We start from the raw sequence: 16,227 nt of genomic DNA on the forward strand, positions 1-16,227 counted from the left end.
GCCGCACAGGATGGACGTATGAATCTGTCCGATCCAGAAACCGCCAACGGCGGACAGGTCCGCGTGGTTACGGACATCGTTTATGCCTCCCGGCCTTCCGGTGACCTGCTGCTGGATCTTTACTATCCGCCCCGGGCGCAGAACCGGGTTCCGGTGGTGCTCTGGCTGCACGGCGGCGGCTGGTTCACCGGTGACCGCACCCTGGCACCGGACCTAGCCCGGCATGCCGCAGCAACCGGCTGCGCCGTCGCCAGCATCGAATACCGGCTGTCTGGACAGGCTCTGTTCCCCGCCCAGCTGTTCGATGTACGGGAGGCCATCCGCTTCCTGCGTGCCGGCGCGGAGCGGCTTGGCCTGGAGCCGCGCGCCGTCGGGGTTTGGGGTGCCTCGGCGGGCGGACATCTTGCTGCCCTGGCCGGACTCACCGGTCACCTTGCACAGCTGCCCGGCGAACCCGCTACCGACGGTGAGCCCGGTGCAGCCGTGCAGGCTGTAGCCGAATCCTACGGACCGGTCGACCTGGCCGCCGTCGTTGCCGAAGCTGAGGCCACCATCCCGGGGATGAACGGAGCATCGTCGCCCGAGGCCCGGCTCCTGGGTGGCCACCCGGACACGCTCCCGGACCTCGCCCGGTACGCCAGCCCGCTCAGCTGGGTCAGCGCGGCCGCGCCGCCTTTCCAGATTTCGCACGGCACGGGTGACACCCTGGTCTCCCACCGGCAGAGCGAGCTGCTGCATGCGGCGCTCTCCGCTGCGGGTGTTTCCAGCGAGCTCTACCTCGTTGACGGCTACCGGCACGGATTCCTCAATCCGCCCGGCCTGCTGGACGTGCAGCTCAGAGCGGTCATGGACGACGGGCGGCTGCTGGCCGAGGAACCGGCGCCCTCGCTGCGGCGCACTTCGGCTGAACCGGATGTGAAGGAGGCGGGGTTCGGCTTCGAGGACATTGAGGTTTTCTTCCGCCGCCACCTTTTCGCTGAAACTCCAGAATCTACGGAAGGACAACCCCTTGACCAGTACCGATCTTGAGACCATGCACGGTCTCGAGCCCGTGGTGAACGCCCTGCCCGGCGAACCTGTGCCCTACTACCTCGCCTCCGGGGAGGGACTGCGTTACGAGTGCGACGGCCAGCTGTGGACGGTTATTGCCCGCGGCGCGGACACGGGCGGGTTGTTCGACGCGGCCTTCATCCTCGGCCCCCGTGGGGCGGAGTCGCCCTTCCACAGCCTTCCCTCGCACCAGCGCTCGTACTTCGTCGTCGAGGGAAGCGCCCAGTTCTGGCTCTCGGGGCAATCCCGGATCCTGGTGCCTGGGGACTCGATCCATGTTCCCGAGGGCGCTCCGGTGGCCTACTGGATGCTGTCCCACATGACCAAAATCCTGTTCTATTCCGCCCCCTCCGGTGCGCTTGACGCCCTCACCGAATCGCGCCGGACCGTGGACCGCCATGTCTACTCCACAGCGGGAACAGGCGACCTGTATCTGCCCGGCTCGGCCACGCTGCATGATCTGCCGCGCGTCACCGCTGAGGACACCTGGGACGACACCCTCCCGGCAGCGAACCAGGGATATTTCCTCCGCTCCCGCGGCGGCGACCGGCTCGGCTGGCCGGATTCCCTTAATGCCTACGCTGCCAGGGGCCGCACCACGGGCGGCCGCTACTTCGCGGTCAACACCCTGGCCGCACCGCAGCCCTACATCATCCGGCATTTCCACCAGCAGCACACCGAGAACTTCCTCTGCCTCACCGGACGCATCTGGCTGTGGGTCAACGGCAAGGAGCTTCTCCTCACGGCCGGCGACTTTCTGCACGCCCCGGCCGGCACGGTGCACAGCTTCGCGATCGCTGCCCACAACACCCAGATGCTCGGGCTGCTGACATCGGACGTTTTCGAGCCGTTCTTCGACGTCACCGGGGTCCCCACTGATCAGTTCGTGCACACCGAAGGACTGATCGATCCTTCCGTGGTTATGCGCGGAATCCAGGGCACCCCGGATCTGGACCTCGTCGTCGTGGGCGGGCCGCCGGAACGGGTCCGGGCTACCGGACTGTAGACGCCTGGCCGGCCCGCGCCAGCGTGACGCCTCCCGTGCTGCCGCGCACTCTGCTGGCAGGATAGGTCCCAAACCGGTCACTTCGTGGCAGGGCCTGACCAAACAGACGAGCGGCAGCATGGACCTCACTATTCACCACCTCCGGTGCTTCTTAGCCGTTGCCCGGGAACTGCATTTTGGGCGGGCAGCGGCGCAGCTGCATCTGAGCCCTTCGGCGCTCAGCGAGCAGATCTCCAACCTCGAGACCAGACTGAGCCACCCCGTGTTCCACCGTTCCTCCCGCACCGTTGCCCTTACTGACTACGGGCGGGAGCTGCTGCCGCTGGCGCAGGAAGCCGCCGCGGCGATGGACAGGGTTCTGGCGTGGGGTGGCGAAGCCGCGGGCGAAGCCCATCTCAGGGTGGGCCTGATGGTGTCCAGCAGGAGCTTCCGGACGATTATGGCGGCCGCGGCCCAGCAGATGCCCCGCGTGCAATGGGATATCCGGCAGCTGGGATTCCTGCATTGTTTTGATGCGCTGGAAAAGAATGAGGTGGACTGCGCCTTCATCATCGACCTCGGCCTCGAGCTGCCTCCGCAGTTTCGGTCTGTCCCGCTCTGGCAGGAACCCTGCGTGCTCGTCGCCTCCGAAGAACACCCGCTGGCCGGACGTGGAACCGTAAAGCTGGCCGATCTGACGGAGGAAACGTTCGTCACCGTCCGGGATACCGAGGCATCCACCCGCTGGTTCGGGGCCTTGGACGCCGTCGGCGGCGCGCCCCGGATGCTGGCTGCTGCCCGGAACTTCGAGGAGGTCCTGGAACTGTGCAGCGCAGGCCTGGGCGTCAACATCGCCGGGACTGCGGCGGCGGACACGTATGACCGCCCCGGACTGCGCTTCATTCCGATCGAAGACGCGCCCCCGGCCACCACGTCATTGTTCCTGCGGTCAGGCAAAACCTCACCGGCGTTGGATCAGTTCATCGGTCTGGCAACAGCGCAGGCGGGCTCCTGAGCCTGTAGTCCGCACCGGAGAAGCCGCAGAGCCCGCCGGGAGGTGTCGACGTCGTTCCGTCCAAAGTGCCGAACCTCCCGGGCGGGGCCAGGGCTTAGCCCAGCTGAGCTGTTTTGCCCTTCCGGTACTGCTTCATCGCGGTGAAGTATCTTCCCGACGGCGCCAGGTACAGCACTACCGTCGCGGCCAGCATCAGCACGGCCGCCGCCAGCGACATGAGCGCACTCGACATCACCGGCACGCCGTCGGCGAACAGGCTCCTCAGGTTGATCAGCGACAGGACGGTGAAGACGGTGAGCACAATCCGGGCCCAGTTATGGCCGCGGTAGATGAAGAAGGCAATCAGAAGGCTGATGGCAGCGCTGATGACGCCCGCAATAATGAGGAACGTGATGCCCGATGCGACGGTGGCGGGCACATCAACGTAGTAGCCGAACTCATCAAACAGTGCAGCCTGGTACTCCTCGGAGTTCAACACCGCGATCCCGGTTGGAATGGCGATGATGGAGACCACCAGTGCGGCAATGATCATCTTGACAGCGAGGTCTACCGTCTTCGGGCGTGCCGGAGCCGCTGCGGCTCCCGCCGGGGCCGGACCAGCGCCGGTGCTGGAACCATAGTTGGTGCCCTGCTGGATATTCTCTGTCATGCTTCCCCCAATAAGCTGTCGGTTCCCGCGGCTGGTCCGCCGCGACCTTAGGTAGCCTAGCCGGTGCAGCGGCCCCGAATCCGGATATACGAAGCCTGCTGAGGGTCCGTGTTTCGCCTCCGGGAATAGAAAGCCGTCCGGGAGTCTTCTACCGCTCATGAAAGCAATCGTTTACTCGTCCACCGGCCCCTCCTCCGTCCTTTCCCTCGCTGAGCGCGAGGCTGCCGTCCCCGGTCCGGGCGAAGTGCGGGTGCGCGTTGTCGCCTCGGGCGTGAATCCCACTGACTGGAAGGCCCGTGCCGGCAGCAGCATCGCCTTTGACGAGGTGGTGCCGAACCAGGACGGCGCCGGAGTGATCGACGCCGTCGGTGAAGGAGTGGCCGATCTGCAGGTGGGCGACAGGGTCTGGTTGTACCTCGCAGCCCACCGCCGCCCGACCGGAACCGCCCAGGAATTCACCGTGGTCCCCGCCGACCGGGCGGTGCCGCTTCCGGAAGGTGTCAGCTTTGAAGTGGCCGCCAGCCTCGGCGTCCCGGCCATGACGGCCCACCGCGCCCTGACCGTACATGAGGACGGCCCGTCCCGGCTCACCCCGGGAGCCCTCGCCGGACGCATGATCCTGGTCCAGGGCGGTGCCGGAGCCGTGGGACATGCCACGATCCAGTTCGCGGTCTGGGCAGGCGCTACCGTGATCGCCACCGTCAGCAACGATGCGAAGGCTGAGCTGGCCCGCGCCGCCGGCGCGCACCACATCGTCCGCTACCCTGATCCCGCCCAGGCGGAGCGCATCCGCGAGATCGCCCCGGACGGCGTGCACCACATCGTTGAGGTCTCTCCGGCACAGAACGCGGCACTGGACGTGGAGGTGATCGCCAACCATGGCACCATCGCCTACTACGCCAACAACAACGGCGAAGAGTTCACCGCCCCGATCGTCGCAAGCTTCATCAAGAACATCCGCTGGCAGGGCGTGCTGATCTACACGGTGGGCGAACGGGCCATCCAGGCCGCCGTGGAGGACATCACTGCCGCGCTCCGGGACGGCGTTTTTCCCGTGGGCGAATCGGCCGGGCTGCCGCTGACCTGGTTCCCGCTGGAGGAAACCGCCGCCGCGCACGACGCCGTGGAAAACGGCACCACCGGTAAGGTCCTCATCCGAGTGAGCGAAGAGAGCTGAACCAGCGGCGCAGCTGGCATCGGTCCTTGCCAGTGATGTAGCGGGCGGGCACACTGGGCGCGTGAACTCCATCCCCTGGGTGCTGCATGTGGACCTCGATCAGTTCATCGCGGCCGTCGAGGTCCTCCGGCACCCGGAGCTGGCGGGTAAGCCGGTCATCGTCGGCGGCCGCGGTGATCCCACCGAACGGGCTGTGGTGTCCACCGCGTCCTACGAGGCCCGGGCGTTCGGCGTCGGGTCCGGGATGCCGCTGCGGATCGCGGCCCGGAAGGTGCCCGACGCCGTTCTCCTCCCGGTCGACGCCGAGGCCTACCTGGAGGCCTCCGAAAACGTGATGGCCACCCTGCGGGCCCAGCCCGGCGCCGTCGTACAGGTCCTGGGCTGGGACGAAGCATTCGTCGGCATCACGGCGGAAGACCCTGAGGCGTATGCCCGGCAGATCCAGGTCGCCGTGCTGGAGCGGACCCAGCTGCACTGCAGCGTGGGGATCGGCGACACCCTGGTCCGCGCCAAAAACGCCACCGATTTCGGTAAGCCGGCCGGCGTCTTCCGGCTCACCAAAGAGAACTGGCTCGACGTGATGGGCGCTAAGCCCACCAAGGAGCTGTGGGGTGTCGGCAATAAGATCTCCGGCCGGCTGGCCAAACTCGGCATTCAGACTGTCGCCGAACTCGCTGCAGCTGATCCGCAGAGCCTGGTTCCGGAGTTCGGACCGAAGATGGGCCCCTGGTACGCATCGCTGGGGCGCGGTGACGGCTCCAGCACAGTGGATGACACCCCCTGGGTCGCCCGCGGCCACAGCCGGGAAACCACCTTCCAGTCCAACCTCACCGAACCTTCCCAGATTCACGACGCCGTCACGCAGCTGGCCGGGGACGTCCTGAAGGACGTGGCGGCCGAGGGACGGCCGGTGATTGGGCTGACCCTCAAGGTCCGCTACGCGCCGTTCACCACCAAAACCCACGCCCGGAAGATTCCCGAAACCTTCGACCGGGACGAGGTCCTGGCCCGGGCCCTGGATCTGGCCGGTGCAATTGAAGCCGGCCGCCCGATCCGCCTGCTGGGCCTGCGCGCCGAAATGGCCATGCCCGACGACGCCCGGAAGGGCCACACACCCACACGCGGTGGTTGGTGACGGCGTCGGCCGGTTCCTCCCGTTTGGAGCGGTGAACCGGAACCGGAGAGCCCTAGGCAAGTGGTTCGGTTGGGTCTTTTAATCGAAGTGGTAGCTCAGCGCGCCGGGTGCCCTGCAAAGGCGGGGCTGGATCCGGAACCAGGCGAATAATCGAGCAATCCGGGAGGTATAAAACCGCCGCAGCGCAGTTTTTCGGAGCCTACCCAGGACAACCAGCTGGATCGACCACAGGAGGTCATGATGCCCGGTTTAGTTCGCAAAAGCTTGGATTCACCGGAGGAGACGCGTCCTTTCGAAGGGAACACGGGCCAACTTCAACTCGTCAATCTGGAACAGGGCGCCGTTGGCCGCGCCACCTTCCTCCCCGGATGGCGCTGGTCTCTGCACGTGAAACCCATCGCCAAAACTGAGAGCTGTCAGGCCTCCCACATGGGGTACTTCGTTTCCGGACGGATGAAAGTGGTCATGAATGACGGCGAAGAAATGGAGTACGGGCCGGGCGATTTCGCCACCATGGCTCCCGGGCACGACGCCTGGGTGGTGGGTGACGATCCCTGCGTCATCATCGACTGGCAGGGATTCGCCGACTACGCCAAACCCTGACACGGGCAGCGCCAGTGGCGCAGAACTCACTTTCCCAGTCCCTGCGCGTCCGAGTCCGCGGCCTAGCATTTAACGGAGCGGGGGAACTTACCCGCGCTCAGTTCGATGTAAGGAGCAGCAATGAAAGCCGCGCGCTATTACGACCGTGGAGACATTCGGATTGACGATGTGCCGGAGCCGGAGGTAGCCCCGGGAACCGTGGGGATCGACGTCGCCTGGTGCGGTATTTGCGGCACCGACCTGCACGAGTACCTTGAGGGGCCCATCTTTGCTCCCGCGCACGGCCATTCGCACCCCATCTCCGGTGAGACCCTGCCCGTCACCCTGGGGCACGAGTTTTCCGGTGTGGTCTATGCCGTAGGCGAGGGTGTTGATGATCTGGAGGTCGGCCAGCACGTCGTCGTCGAGCCGTACATTATTCGGGACGACGTCAACACTGGTCCGGACAGCAAGGACTACCACCTCTCTCCGGATATGAACTTCATCGGCCTCGCCGGCCGGGGCGGCGGCCTGGGCGAAAAGGTTGTAGTGCAGCGCCGCTGGGTCCATCCCATCGATCAGTCTGTTCCGCTGGACCAGGCCGCGTTGGTTGAGCCGCTCTCGGTGGGTTACCACGCTGTGCAGCGTTCCGGAGCTAAAGCCGGTGACGTTGCCTTGGTGGGCGGGGCTGGCCCGATCGGGCTCCTGACCGCTGCGGTCCTCAAGGCGCAGGGCATCACCGTGGCCATCTCCGAGCTGAGCCCGCTGCGCCGGCAGAAGGCCGTCGAAGCCGGCGTTGCCGACTATGCCTTGGACCCCTCCGAGGTGGACGTGGCCGAGGAGGTGCGGAAGCTTACCGGTGGGAAGGGCGCCGACGTCGCCTTTGAATGCACCAGCGTCCAGGTTGTCCTGGATACCTTGATGGACGCACTGCGCCCCACCGGAGTGCTGGTGGTGGTGTCCATCTGGGGCAAGCGGGCTGAGTTCGACATGCACAAGCTTGTGATGAAGGAAATCGACCTGCGCGGCACCATCGCCTACGTCAACTCCCATCCGGCGACCATCGAACTGGTGGAGTCCGGCAAGATCGACCTCTCTCCGTTCATTACGGGCAAGATCGGTCTTGACGGATTGGTTGACGAGGGTTTTGACACCCTCATCAACCGCAACGAAACCGCGGTGAAAATCCTGGTTTCTCCCTCGGGTAAGGGCTTGTAAGACCCCTGAAGGCCAGTTCTCCCGACCGTCCGACGGCGTCCTTGCCGCGGCCGCAGCCAGCGCCTGCCCCAGCCGGCAGGCGCTGGCCGGGGTGATGAGCCGCTAGGGTGGGACGACTGTCTACGAGTCCCGGGGGAACCATGAGAAAAACTGTCGCTGTCCCTGCCCTTGCGCTATTGCTCCTCACCGGCTGCAGCGCGGCGGACGCGGAGCCCAGTTCCCCGCCTTCCTCTGCCCCGGCCACCGCTCAGGCATCATCTGCCCCGGCAATCGCCTCAGCCGCCGTCGAAACGGGGGGTGAGGACCCGGAGAAGGAAGCGTGCCTGGGGCTCCTTGGAACCAGCGGCAAAGGACCCCTGTACCAGGCGATCTCCGCTGTCTGGATGGAGGCCGGGATATACGGCATCCATGTCGACCCGGAGCCCGCCCGCCTGCTCAACGACCAGGTCCAGACAATAGCCCAGAAGGCCCCGCAGGACATGGGCCCACTGCTGGACGAGCTCTCGGTTCCCATGAAAGCCGCCGTGCCGCGGACCGATAAGTGGGATACCGCCCAGACCTTCGATCCCTTTACCTGGACCGGCGCCGTCGCGCAGCTCCTGACCTGGTGCGCACCCTATGACACCGGCGGCGCTGCCGTGCCCGTCGCTCCTGCCCTGGAGGCTGAAGGCGGGATCAGCGCCGCGTACCCCGGTTATCCCCTGCTGGTGAACGCCGCATCTGTGGACTACCGCGTTGCCGCCTGGCTCGGCGACCGGCTGGTGGACGGTCAGGTGGTGGCCCTGGCTCCGGGGCTCTATGCACCATACGATCCCAATGTTCCTGACCTGCTGGCGTACTACGTCTCGACCAATGTGGCCGGGAACAGCGCCATGAAACAAACCGTCTTTCCAGATTCCGGGGGCGCGGCCGCCTGGTCGAGAGTGGAGCCGGGGACTGAGGAGCCGTAGCCGGGCAGGGCTCCGCTAAGAGCTATCCGCGACCGCGCCCCACGCTAAGGATCAAGGGAGGGAGCGCCCCGAGCACCTGGCCAGCGGTCAGGCGCTGCTCCAGAAGTGCCCACCCTGCCACGGTGGCCACCAGTGGACTGAGCAATCCGAGTAGGGCGGTACTTGAGGTCGGCAGCAGGTGCACACCACGAAACCACAGTGTGTAAGCGAGAGCCGTTCCGATAATCCCGAGGTAAAGGTATCCGACGGTGTTGGCCACGGTCAGGTTTGACGGCGGTGGACCCTCGACAAGGAGAGCGATGGGTACGAGGAAAAGGCCTCCGGCGATGAGTTGCCACGAAGTGGTGGCCAACAGTGTGTCAGGTCTTCCCCATTTCTTGGTCAGTACGACGCCGCAGGCCATTGCGAGCGCACCACCCAGAGCCGCCGTCACCCCAAGCATGTCGAGACGCACCTGAGCTTGCAGGACCAGCAATGCGACGCCCGCGAGACCTATAACGCCGGCAGCGACCTTGGACAGGGTCAGCTTCTCACCGATCCAACGGGACGCTAGGACAGCGACAATGAGCGGCTGCACGGCACCGATCGTTGCCGCTGCTCCTCCGGGGAGACGGTAGGCGGCGATAAACAGGAAGGCGAAGAACACCCCAATGTTCAGGACCCCCAGGACAGCTGAGCGCGCCCACCAGCTTCCTCGCGGCAGTCTCCGAATAAGGACTGCCAGGAGCAGCCCGGCCGGCAGGGATCGCAGGACCGCGGCCAGCAGTGGACGATCAGCAGGGAGCAGTTCGGAGGCAACGATGTACGTTGTTCCCCACACACAGGGCGCGGCGGCTGTTAGGAGCAGGACCATCCATCGATTGCTAAGCACTAAGCTAAATTACCTTAGTGCTTAGCTTTTGACTAGGGTGGTCGGATGGCGAAGGAACAGAACCAGGATCATGTTTCGACGGTGTTGGAGCAGTGGGCCAGCGAACGCCCCGACGTGGATGTAAGCCCCATGGCCGTCATCGGCCGTCTATCGCGGGCAGCGCATCGAATAGACGAGCAACTGGGACGCAACTTCGCTCTGCACGGCATTGATGCGGCGACATTCGACGTCCTGGCAACTCTCCGCCGGTCAGGTGTTCCCTATACCCTGTCCCCCAAGGACCTGTTGGAAAGCTCAATGGTGACCTCGAGTGCAATCGCCCAGCGCCTAAACAAGCTCGAGGCCGACGGCCTGATCGAACGAGCGGCCAGTGAGAGCGACGGGCGCCGAAAGCAGGTCCACCTCACCACCAAAGGACGCCACCTTGTCGACGCCGTACTCCCCGACCACGTCGCTGTGGAGCGTTCAATCCTTGAATCACTTACGCCCGACCAGCAAGCGACCCTCGCAGAATTGCTCCGAAAGCTAGGCGGCTAGGAAGAACAAAGCTGGCCATGGAGCCAGCCGTCAGACAGTCAGGTGACCGGCACGCACCGGCGGGAGCTCCTCGAAGGCTGGTTTCGCAAACCAATATCCCTGGAACAAGCGAATTCCGGCTGCCTCGAGGACCCGGAATTCAGCTTCGGTCTCGATGCCCTCTGCCAGCAGCACAATGTCCAGTTCCTTGGCGATGGCGATAATTCCCGCCACGACGGCGCGGCGGGCCGGACTGGTGTCGATACCGCGGATGAGTTTCATATCGATTTTGATCAGGTCCGGCTGGAAGTCGGCCAGCAGGCCCAGCCCCGCGTGCCCGGCGCCAAAGTCATCGAGTGCGGTGGTGAAACCGTGTTTGCGGTATTCCGTGATGATGTTCGTGAGGTGAGCGGGGTCGGCAACCTCCTCATTCTCGGTAAATTCGAACATGATGGAGGCCATTGGAAAACTGAACTGCCGGGCCGCCTGCAGGGTCGCGCGGAGGCAGGCAGCAGGTTCGTACACTGCTTTCGGCATGAAGTTGATCGACAGCATCAGCTCCTCTCCCGCGGGGAAAAGCCGCGAGGCCAGTTCGATGGCCTTGACCCGGCAGTCCTGGTCGAACCGGTACCGCTGCTCCGGCGAAACCTTTGCCAGGACCTCATAGGCCCCCTCGCCGGCCACGCCGCGAACCAGCGCCTCGTAGCCCCAGACGCGTCCAGCACCGGCGTCGTATATCGGCTGGAAGGCCATACTGAAATCGAAATCGAGTTTTGGAGCGGTCGTGCAGCCTTCACAGGGCATTGGGCCTCATTCGGTGGTTTAGGTCCCCGTATAGTACGACGGTTTCCGCTTACCCCACGCGCAATTAGCCGCGTCTGTTGAAAGTGTCTATCCAGGTTAATTCGTTGTGGGCCCCTAGACGCCTGCGGTTACCAACGGTAAGTTACTACCAGTAACTTACCGACGATGGGAGCCAGCATGACCGACACCGCAGCACCACGGCGGCGGCTCGCCAAACCGGAGCGCCGGATTCAGCTGCTGGAGGTGGCCCGCCAGCTCATCCGCGACGCCGGAACTGACGGCTTCACCCTGGGCCGGCTGGCCGAAAGGGCCGGAGTGACCAAGCCGCTGGTGTATGACCATTTCGGCGACCGGGCAGGAGTCTTCGCCGAGCTATACCGCGAATTCGAAGCCCGGCAACGGAACACGCTGGCCGCCGCCCTCGCAGATGCGGAACCAAAACTCCCTGTGGTGGCGGGGCTGGTCGCGGGTGCGTATATCGACTGCTGCCTGGCCGAAGGCCGGGAGCTGGCCGACGTCGTCGCCGCCCTTGCGGGTTTCTCCACCCTTGCCGGCGTGCGGCAGGAGGCCGAGGATGCCTACCTGGCCATGTGCCGTACGGCCCTGGAACCGCTCGCCGGCCCCATCGACCTCGCGGGACTGCAGTCCATCATCGGTGCCGGCGACGCGCTGGCCCGGTCGGCCCTCGCCGGCAGGATCAGCGCCGAGAAGGCCAGCGGCACGCTCACCACGGTCGTTCTCGCCGTCGTCGGCAGCAACGGCTCCACCCAGGAGGACTGATATGCCAATTTCCCATCCCCCGACGCCCGGCAGCGCCCTCTGGGTGACCGCCCATCCCCGCGCTGAGTCCCTCAATGGGCGGCTTTTCCGCGAGGGAGTCGAAGCGCTCTCCACCCGCTACGAGGTGGCAACTTCCGACCTGTATGCCCAGGAGTTCAATCCCGTCCTGGCTGACGGCGACCTCGGTGAGCTGGCCGGCGTGCCAGGTAACCTTGCGCAGCAGGCCGGGGAATCCTATGCCGTCGGCCAGCTGCCGGCTGAGGTGCAGGCCGAGCAGGCCAAACTCGCGGCGGCCGAGCTGCTGATCCTGCAGTTCCCGCTCTGGTGGTACGGTCCCCCGTCGATCCTGAAGGGCTGGTTCGACCGCGTACTCACCGACAGGTTCGCCTACGGCGACCTCGACCCGGAGCTCGGTGTCCCGCGGCGGTACGGCGACGGCGGGCTGGTCGGGCGCCGGGCGCTCGTCGTCGTGACTGCCGGGGAAGATGAGGGCTCGATCGGCCCGCGCGGCATCAGTGGGGATCTGGAGTCGCTGCTCTTCCCGATCACCCACGGGGTGCTTTGGTACACGGGCATCGAGACACTGGATCTGCACGTGGTGTACGACGCCGATGCACTGGACACCGGCCGCCTTGACCAGGAGGTTAAGCGGCTAAGGGCACGGCTTGACGCCCTGGATGCGGAGACTCCGCGCCGTTTCCGGACCCTGCGCGACGGCGACTACCGCGGCACCCGCGCCTTGCGCGCAGACATCCTGCCCGGCCGGACCGACCTGGGGATTCACGTGGCGGACTAGGCGGTTTCAGTGCCGCGGGTGGTGAAAAGGCCTGAACCTGACGTGAGATGCTCTGTTCCATGACCCCGCAAACACGCCTTCGACCCGCCGAAGTCAACGACCTGCCATTCATCCTCCGGCAGGAGCGCGAGTACATCGAGAGCATCGAGCCGGCTGCACTCCAGGGGTGGCTGGCTGCCCTCGACCGGAACCTCGCGCTCTGGATTGATTGTCTTCCCCACACGCTGTTCTGCGTGGACGCCGACGGACAGCGGCTGGGGTTTGCTATGTGGCTCCCCGACAGCGGCACCGCAACGCTGGTCTCGATCCAGGTCCTCCACAGCCACCGCCGCCAGGGACTCGGGCGGCTCCTCCTGGAGGCATTCGAGCAGAGGACCAGCCTCGGCGGATCCAGCGTGGCGAAACTCGGCGTTCACCAAAGCAACCCGGCCCGCCTCCTCTACCAGAGTGCGGGCTACAAAACCGCAGGCCAGGACGGCGACTTCCTGCTCTTCAGCAAGGTCCTCAACGAGTAAGGCACCCGCCCATCAGCGCCCGCCGCCGGCTCAAACTGCTTCGGGGAGTGGAGACGCGGGCACAAACGGGTACAGCGCCTGCTCCCCGCCGTGCACAACGACGCACGCCGCTTCCGGCACTTCCTGCCACGCACCATAGAGATCTCCCAGCGGCTCGGAGACCACCAGCCGGGCGTCCTCCGAAAGTCCGCTGAGCAGTTCATGGTCCGGGTACTGGGCCTGAAGGGTCGCGACGTCGCTGCTGATGAAGAGCGATCGGGCGTTACCCACACTGGAGTAGCGGAAGGCCCAAGTGGTGTCGCCGTCGGTGGTTGCAACCGTCATTTGCACGGGATGTTCGACACCGTGTCGCAGCCCGGTGTCCTCGATGTAGGCCACGGCCTCCGCGACCGCTGCGCGGGGGTCCTCCTCCAACCCGAAGGTCAGCGCGAGATAGAAGAACATCTCGGAGTCCGTTGAACCTTCGATGAGTGGATAGAGGCTGGGGTCGACCGCCAGGGCCAAATCCCTCTTCACCTTGAGAAAGTCGCCGAGCACCCCGTTATGCATCCACAGCCACTGGCCGTAGCGGAACGGATGGCAGTTGGTCTGCTGGATGGCCGTGCCGGTGGTGGCGCGGATGTGCGCGAAGACCCGGCCCGCGGAGGCCTGGGCCGCGAGCTCCCGCAGGTTGCGGTCGTGCCAGGCGGGCTCGGTGCTGCGGAAGAGTCCGGGCGTTGGTCCAGCGCCGTACCAGCCGACGCCGAACCCGTCCCCGTTTGTGGTCTCGGCACCCAGTTTCGAGTGTTTGCTCTGCATCACGAGGGAATTGGTGGGGTTGTAGAGCAGGTCATCCAAGCGGACGGGGGAACCGGAATATGCTAGCCAACGACACATTGTCGTCTCCTTCGGATCGGGCCGGAGTTCCAAGCCGGGGGTCCGAGGGGGTGGGCTTCACGATCATCACATCGCTCGGGCCGTAACGATAGTGGAGCACAGAACGAGCGGCAGCTCCATAGCACCGGGCTATTTGGAGGACGCCGGCGCCTTGATACCGCTGCGGGCTTAGACCGTACTCAGGGCCACACAGGTGCAGTTCAGGAATGCTTCTCCGTCCAACCCTTGGGAGCGCGATGTCCGGGCCAGCTTTAGCCAGATCAACCATGAGGTTTGGGACGCGGCTGGGTCTCGCCGCCGTCGTCCTGATCGCTTTGGGACCCTTCATTAACCGGAACTTCGGCATCGGGGACAGCAGCAATTTCCTGCTGCTTCCCGAGGTCTGGGAAACAGCACCGGCAGCCGTGCTGGTGTCGCTGGTCTACCTGCTCCTGCTGGTGCCGTGTGTGCTGCTTTCCGCCACGCTGATCACGGCGTCCCTGGTGATCCGTTCCGCCGACGTAAGCGAAGAGCCGGTGATGGCCAGGGAATCTGGCTGAGTCCTTCGCTGCTTGAGCCCGGCGAACTCCGGCTTCCGGTTACTCTTCCTGCTCCCGTCTCCGAGGGCCGAACGAGGTGTCTGCCAGCGGAGACCACGCATACCACCCCGTAGCTTCCCCTTGCCGCGCCGGGTCCTGGCCGCGATCCTCATCATTCAGTTTCGCGTGAAGTGCGGCGGCCAAGGCGTCGAACGCTGCGGCTGCCTTCGCGTTGCTGGCTGGGACGGGCGAGTGGAAGATCCCGGCCGGCGCGCCGTCTTCGTAGGAGGTGAACGCGACGTCGTACCTTTCGCCGAGCTCGTCCGCCACGAGCCCCGCCAGCCGGTTGCCCTCGGCCGTAAACCGGTGGGCAGCGTCCGCAGACATCCAGTCGAGATCGGGAGTCAGGGATTGGTAGTAGGACTCTTCCCAGGACTGGAGAGCGTGGATGAGTTCCGGTGTCAGTCCCGTGCGCTCGTAGCCCACCGGTTCACCGAGCCACAGCACGCTCCCGGCGTAGTCCGGGAACATCCGGACGGTGATCCGACGGCTTTCTGGTGGGGTGGTCATGCCAGCAGCGTACCGCCGTGCCGGGTCCGCAGGCGGGTACCGATGCGAAAGCCTAATGAACTTCGGGAACAGCGGTGTGGGACCCCACGGATTGGAAGAATTCCACGAGCGGTTGTGGTGATCCCTTCCGGAAGAGCATGTCCAGGCTTTGGGCTGACTCGCTGGCCGCTTCCTCGGAACGTGGGAACAGCTCGGCCTCGTACGCGGCGAGGGCCGCCTCAGTGTCCCCCGGGTGGGCGGCGATAGCCAAGGCGAGCTCAGCTGCGTCAAACATGGCCAGGTTTGCGCCTTCTCCGGCGAATGGAGACATGAGGTGGGCGGCGTCGCCCAGGAGCGTTACCCCTGGCCTGCGTTCCCAACGGATACCTACGGGCAGCGCGTGGATCCGGCGGGGCGTTAGCCCCGAGTCAGCCTTGGCGATGAGCCCGCGCAGGCCATCATCCCAGCCTTCGATCAGGCCGAGTGCCGCGCGTTTGGCCGCGGCGTCGTCGGAGAAATCAACGGAATCGATCCAGTCCTCCGGACAGCGCAGGCCCAGGTAGGTGTGCAGGGTTCCATCCGTTTCCAGATGGCCGAGAACCCCGGTGGTGTCTTTGAACGCAAAGAGCATGCCCGAGCCCACTGCGGCCGCTTCGAGGGGATGTTTCTCGGCGCCGCCGCGGAGATCGGCTTCAATAAACGAGACGCCGGCATACTCGGGACGTGCGTCGGTAAGCAGCGGGCGGACCTTGGACCAGGCGCCGTCGGCACCGATCAGAAGGTCGGTCGTGATGGTTTTGCCGTTCGTGAACCGGACCTCGTGCGTGCCGGGCCGGCCGGAGACCGGATGTACGCCGGCCACCCTGTGCCCCCAGCGGATGGTGTCGCCGGGGAGGGAGTTTATGAGGAGGTTGCGCAGGTCCCCGCGGTCCACCTCGGGCCGGCGGAGGGCGCCGTCGTCGGTCTCGTCTATATAGACCCTGCCGGTGTGGTCAAGGACGCGCATCGCTTCCCCGCGCTGGTGAATGATGCCATTGAAGGGCTCCATGAGTCCTGCGGCGTGGACCGCCCACTGACCGTTGTAGTCGTGGATGTCGAGCATGCCACCCTGGGTGCGCGCGTCACGGTGCGGCTCACCCTCAAAGATGACGGATTCGATGCCCCGGGTGTGGAGGACGCGGGCGGCGGTGAGACCGCCGAGGCCGCCCCCGATGATAGCGATGGGATGGTGTGTTGTCATA

Annotated in this window: 19 protein-coding genes; 13 read left to right on the plus strand and 6 right to left on the minus strand. The window is 65.4% G+C overall.

Translation table 11 applies throughout. The features are described from left to right. The first annotated feature begins 18 nt into the window (after positions 1–18). The 3 genes from H9639_RS13720 to H9639_RS13730 all read left to right on the plus strand — a co-directional run bounded on the left by H9639_RS13720 (position 19) and on the right by H9639_RS13730 (position 3,050). Positions 19–1,029 (plus strand): alpha/beta hydrolase, encoded by a 1,011-nt coding sequence (locus tag H9639_RS13720; RefSeq protein ID WP_191808635.1) that lies wholly within the window; start codon positions 19–21, stop codon positions 1,027–1,029. After that, positions 1,010–2,056 carry a quercetin 2,3-dioxygenase gene (locus tag H9639_RS13725; RefSeq protein WP_225219595.1) on the plus strand — a complete coding sequence of 349 codons (1,047 nt, stop codon included), beginning with the start codon at positions 1,010–1,012 and terminating at the stop codon, positions 2,054–2,056. Before H9639_RS13720 ends, H9639_RS13725 begins: the two co-directional genes overlap by 20 nt. A gap of 118 nt (positions 2,057–2,174) precedes the next feature. After that, the gene (locus H9639_RS13730) at positions 2,175–3,050 is read left to right on the plus strand and encodes a LysR family transcriptional regulator (protein WP_191808636.1); all 876 of its coding nucleotides are present in this window, start codon (positions 2,175–2,177) and stop codon (positions 3,048–3,050) included. Positions 3,051–3,144: 94 nt separating this feature from the next. Here H9639_RS13730 and H9639_RS13735 read toward each other — a convergent pair whose 3' ends face one another. Continuing rightward, positions 3,145–3,699 (minus strand): hypothetical protein, encoded by a 555-nt coding sequence (locus H9639_RS13735; RefSeq protein WP_191808637.1) that lies wholly within the window; start codon positions 3,697–3,699, stop codon positions 3,145–3,147. 157 nt (positions 3,700–3,856) lie between these two features. On the opposite strand from H9639_RS13735, the gene H9639_RS13740 reads away from it, so the two are divergent. The 5 genes from H9639_RS13740 (at position 3,857) to H9639_RS13760 (ending at position 8,761) form a co-directional block, all read left to right on the plus strand. Beyond that, entirely contained in the window at positions 3,857–4,876 is a 1,020-nt protein-coding gene (locus tag H9639_RS13740; protein ID WP_191808638.1) for an NADPH:quinone reductase, read from the plus strand. Between the two features lie 61 nt (positions 4,877–4,937). Next, the gene (locus tag H9639_RS13745; protein WP_449657900.1) at positions 4,938–6,011 is read left to right on the plus strand and encodes a DNA polymerase IV; all 1,074 of its coding nucleotides are present in this window, start codon (positions 4,938–4,940) and stop codon (positions 6,009–6,011) included. Positions 6,012–6,251: 240 nt separating this feature from the next. Next, positions 6,252–6,614 (plus strand): cupin domain-containing protein, encoded by a 363-nt coding sequence (locus H9639_RS17080; protein ID WP_191808639.1) that lies wholly within the window; start codon positions 6,252–6,254, stop codon positions 6,612–6,614. Between the two features lie 120 nt (positions 6,615–6,734). After that, complete coding sequence (locus H9639_RS13755) at positions 6,735–7,811, plus strand: 2,3-butanediol dehydrogenase (protein WP_191808640.1); 1,077 nt, start codon at positions 6,735–6,737, stop codon at positions 7,809–7,811. Positions 7,812–7,951: 140 nt separating this feature from the next. Then, positions 7,952–8,761, plus strand: a complete 810-nt coding sequence (locus tag H9639_RS13760) for a hypothetical protein (protein WP_191808641.1) — start codon at positions 7,952–7,954, stop codon at positions 8,759–8,761. A 22-nt stretch (positions 8,762–8,783) separates the two neighbouring features. Here the strand turns inward: H9639_RS13760 and H9639_RS13765 are convergent, their stop codons facing one another. Further along, positions 8,784–9,632, minus strand: coding sequence for an EamA family transporter (locus H9639_RS13765; RefSeq protein WP_318242095.1), 849 nt, complete (start codon positions 9,630–9,632; stop codon positions 8,784–8,786). Between the two features lie 45 nt (positions 9,633–9,677). Here H9639_RS13765 and H9639_RS13770 point away from each other — a divergent pair, with 45 nt between their 5' ends. After that, entirely contained in the window at positions 9,678–10,169 is a 492-nt protein-coding gene (locus H9639_RS13770; protein ID WP_191808642.1) for a MarR family winged helix-turn-helix transcriptional regulator, read from the plus strand. A gap of 30 nt (positions 10,170–10,199) precedes the next feature. On the opposite strand, the gene H9639_RS13775 is transcribed toward H9639_RS13770, so the two are convergent. Further along, positions 10,200–10,901, minus strand: coding sequence for an EAL domain-containing protein (locus H9639_RS13775; protein ID WP_263598556.1), 702 nt, complete (start codon positions 10,899–10,901; stop codon positions 10,200–10,202). A 228-nt stretch (positions 10,902–11,129) separates the two neighbouring features. Between H9639_RS13775 and H9639_RS13780 the strand changes: the two genes are divergently transcribed. The 3 genes from H9639_RS13780 to H9639_RS13790 are packed head-to-tail and all read left to right on the plus strand — an operon-like array spanning position 11,130 to position 13,043. Next, positions 11,130–11,732, plus strand: coding sequence for a TetR/AcrR family transcriptional regulator (locus tag H9639_RS13780; RefSeq protein WP_191808644.1), 603 nt, complete (start codon positions 11,130–11,132; stop codon positions 11,730–11,732). A 1-nt stretch (position 11,733) separates the two neighbouring features. Continuing rightward, positions 11,734–12,528, plus strand: coding sequence for an NAD(P)H-dependent oxidoreductase (locus H9639_RS13785; RefSeq protein ID WP_191808645.1), 795 nt, complete (start codon positions 11,734–11,736; stop codon positions 12,526–12,528). A 59-nt stretch (positions 12,529–12,587) separates the two neighbouring features. Beyond that, the gene (locus tag H9639_RS13790) at positions 12,588–13,043 is read left to right on the plus strand and encodes a GNAT family N-acetyltransferase (protein ID WP_191808646.1); all 456 of its coding nucleotides are present in this window, start codon (positions 12,588–12,590) and stop codon (positions 13,041–13,043) included. A gap of 30 nt (positions 13,044–13,073) precedes the next feature. Here the strand turns inward: H9639_RS13790 and H9639_RS13795 are convergent, their stop codons facing one another. After that, positions 13,074–13,919: a class II glutamine amidotransferase gene (locus H9639_RS13795; RefSeq protein WP_191808647.1), complete on the minus strand. Its 846-nt coding sequence runs from the start codon at positions 13,917–13,919 to the stop codon at positions 13,074–13,076. A gap of 266 nt (positions 13,920–14,185) precedes the next feature. Here H9639_RS13795 and H9639_RS13800 point away from each other — a divergent pair, with 266 nt between their 5' ends. Next, a complete protein-coding gene (locus tag H9639_RS13800; RefSeq protein ID WP_191808648.1) occupies positions 14,186–14,458 on the plus strand; it encodes a hypothetical protein in 273 nt (90 codons plus the stop codon). Positions 14,459–14,497: 39 nt separating this feature from the next. On the opposite strand, the gene H9639_RS13805 is transcribed toward H9639_RS13800, so the two are convergent. Both H9639_RS13805 and H9639_RS13810 read right to left on the minus strand, forming a co-directional pair. Beyond that, the gene (locus tag H9639_RS13805) at positions 14,498–15,007 is read right to left on the minus strand and encodes a hypothetical protein (RefSeq protein WP_191808649.1); all 510 of its coding nucleotides are present in this window, start codon (positions 15,005–15,007) and stop codon (positions 14,498–14,500) included. A 52-nt stretch (positions 15,008–15,059) separates the two neighbouring features. Beyond that, complete coding sequence (locus H9639_RS13810) at positions 15,060–16,226, minus strand: FAD-dependent oxidoreductase (protein ID WP_191808650.1); 1,167 nt, start codon at positions 16,224–16,226, stop codon at positions 15,060–15,062. Position 16,227: the final 1 nt, after the last annotated feature.

The organism is Arthrobacter gallicola (assembly GCF_014836775.1).
GTDB classification, from domain to species: domain Bacteria; phylum Actinomycetota; class Actinomycetes; order Actinomycetales; family Micrococcaceae; genus Arthrobacter_B; species Arthrobacter_B gallicola.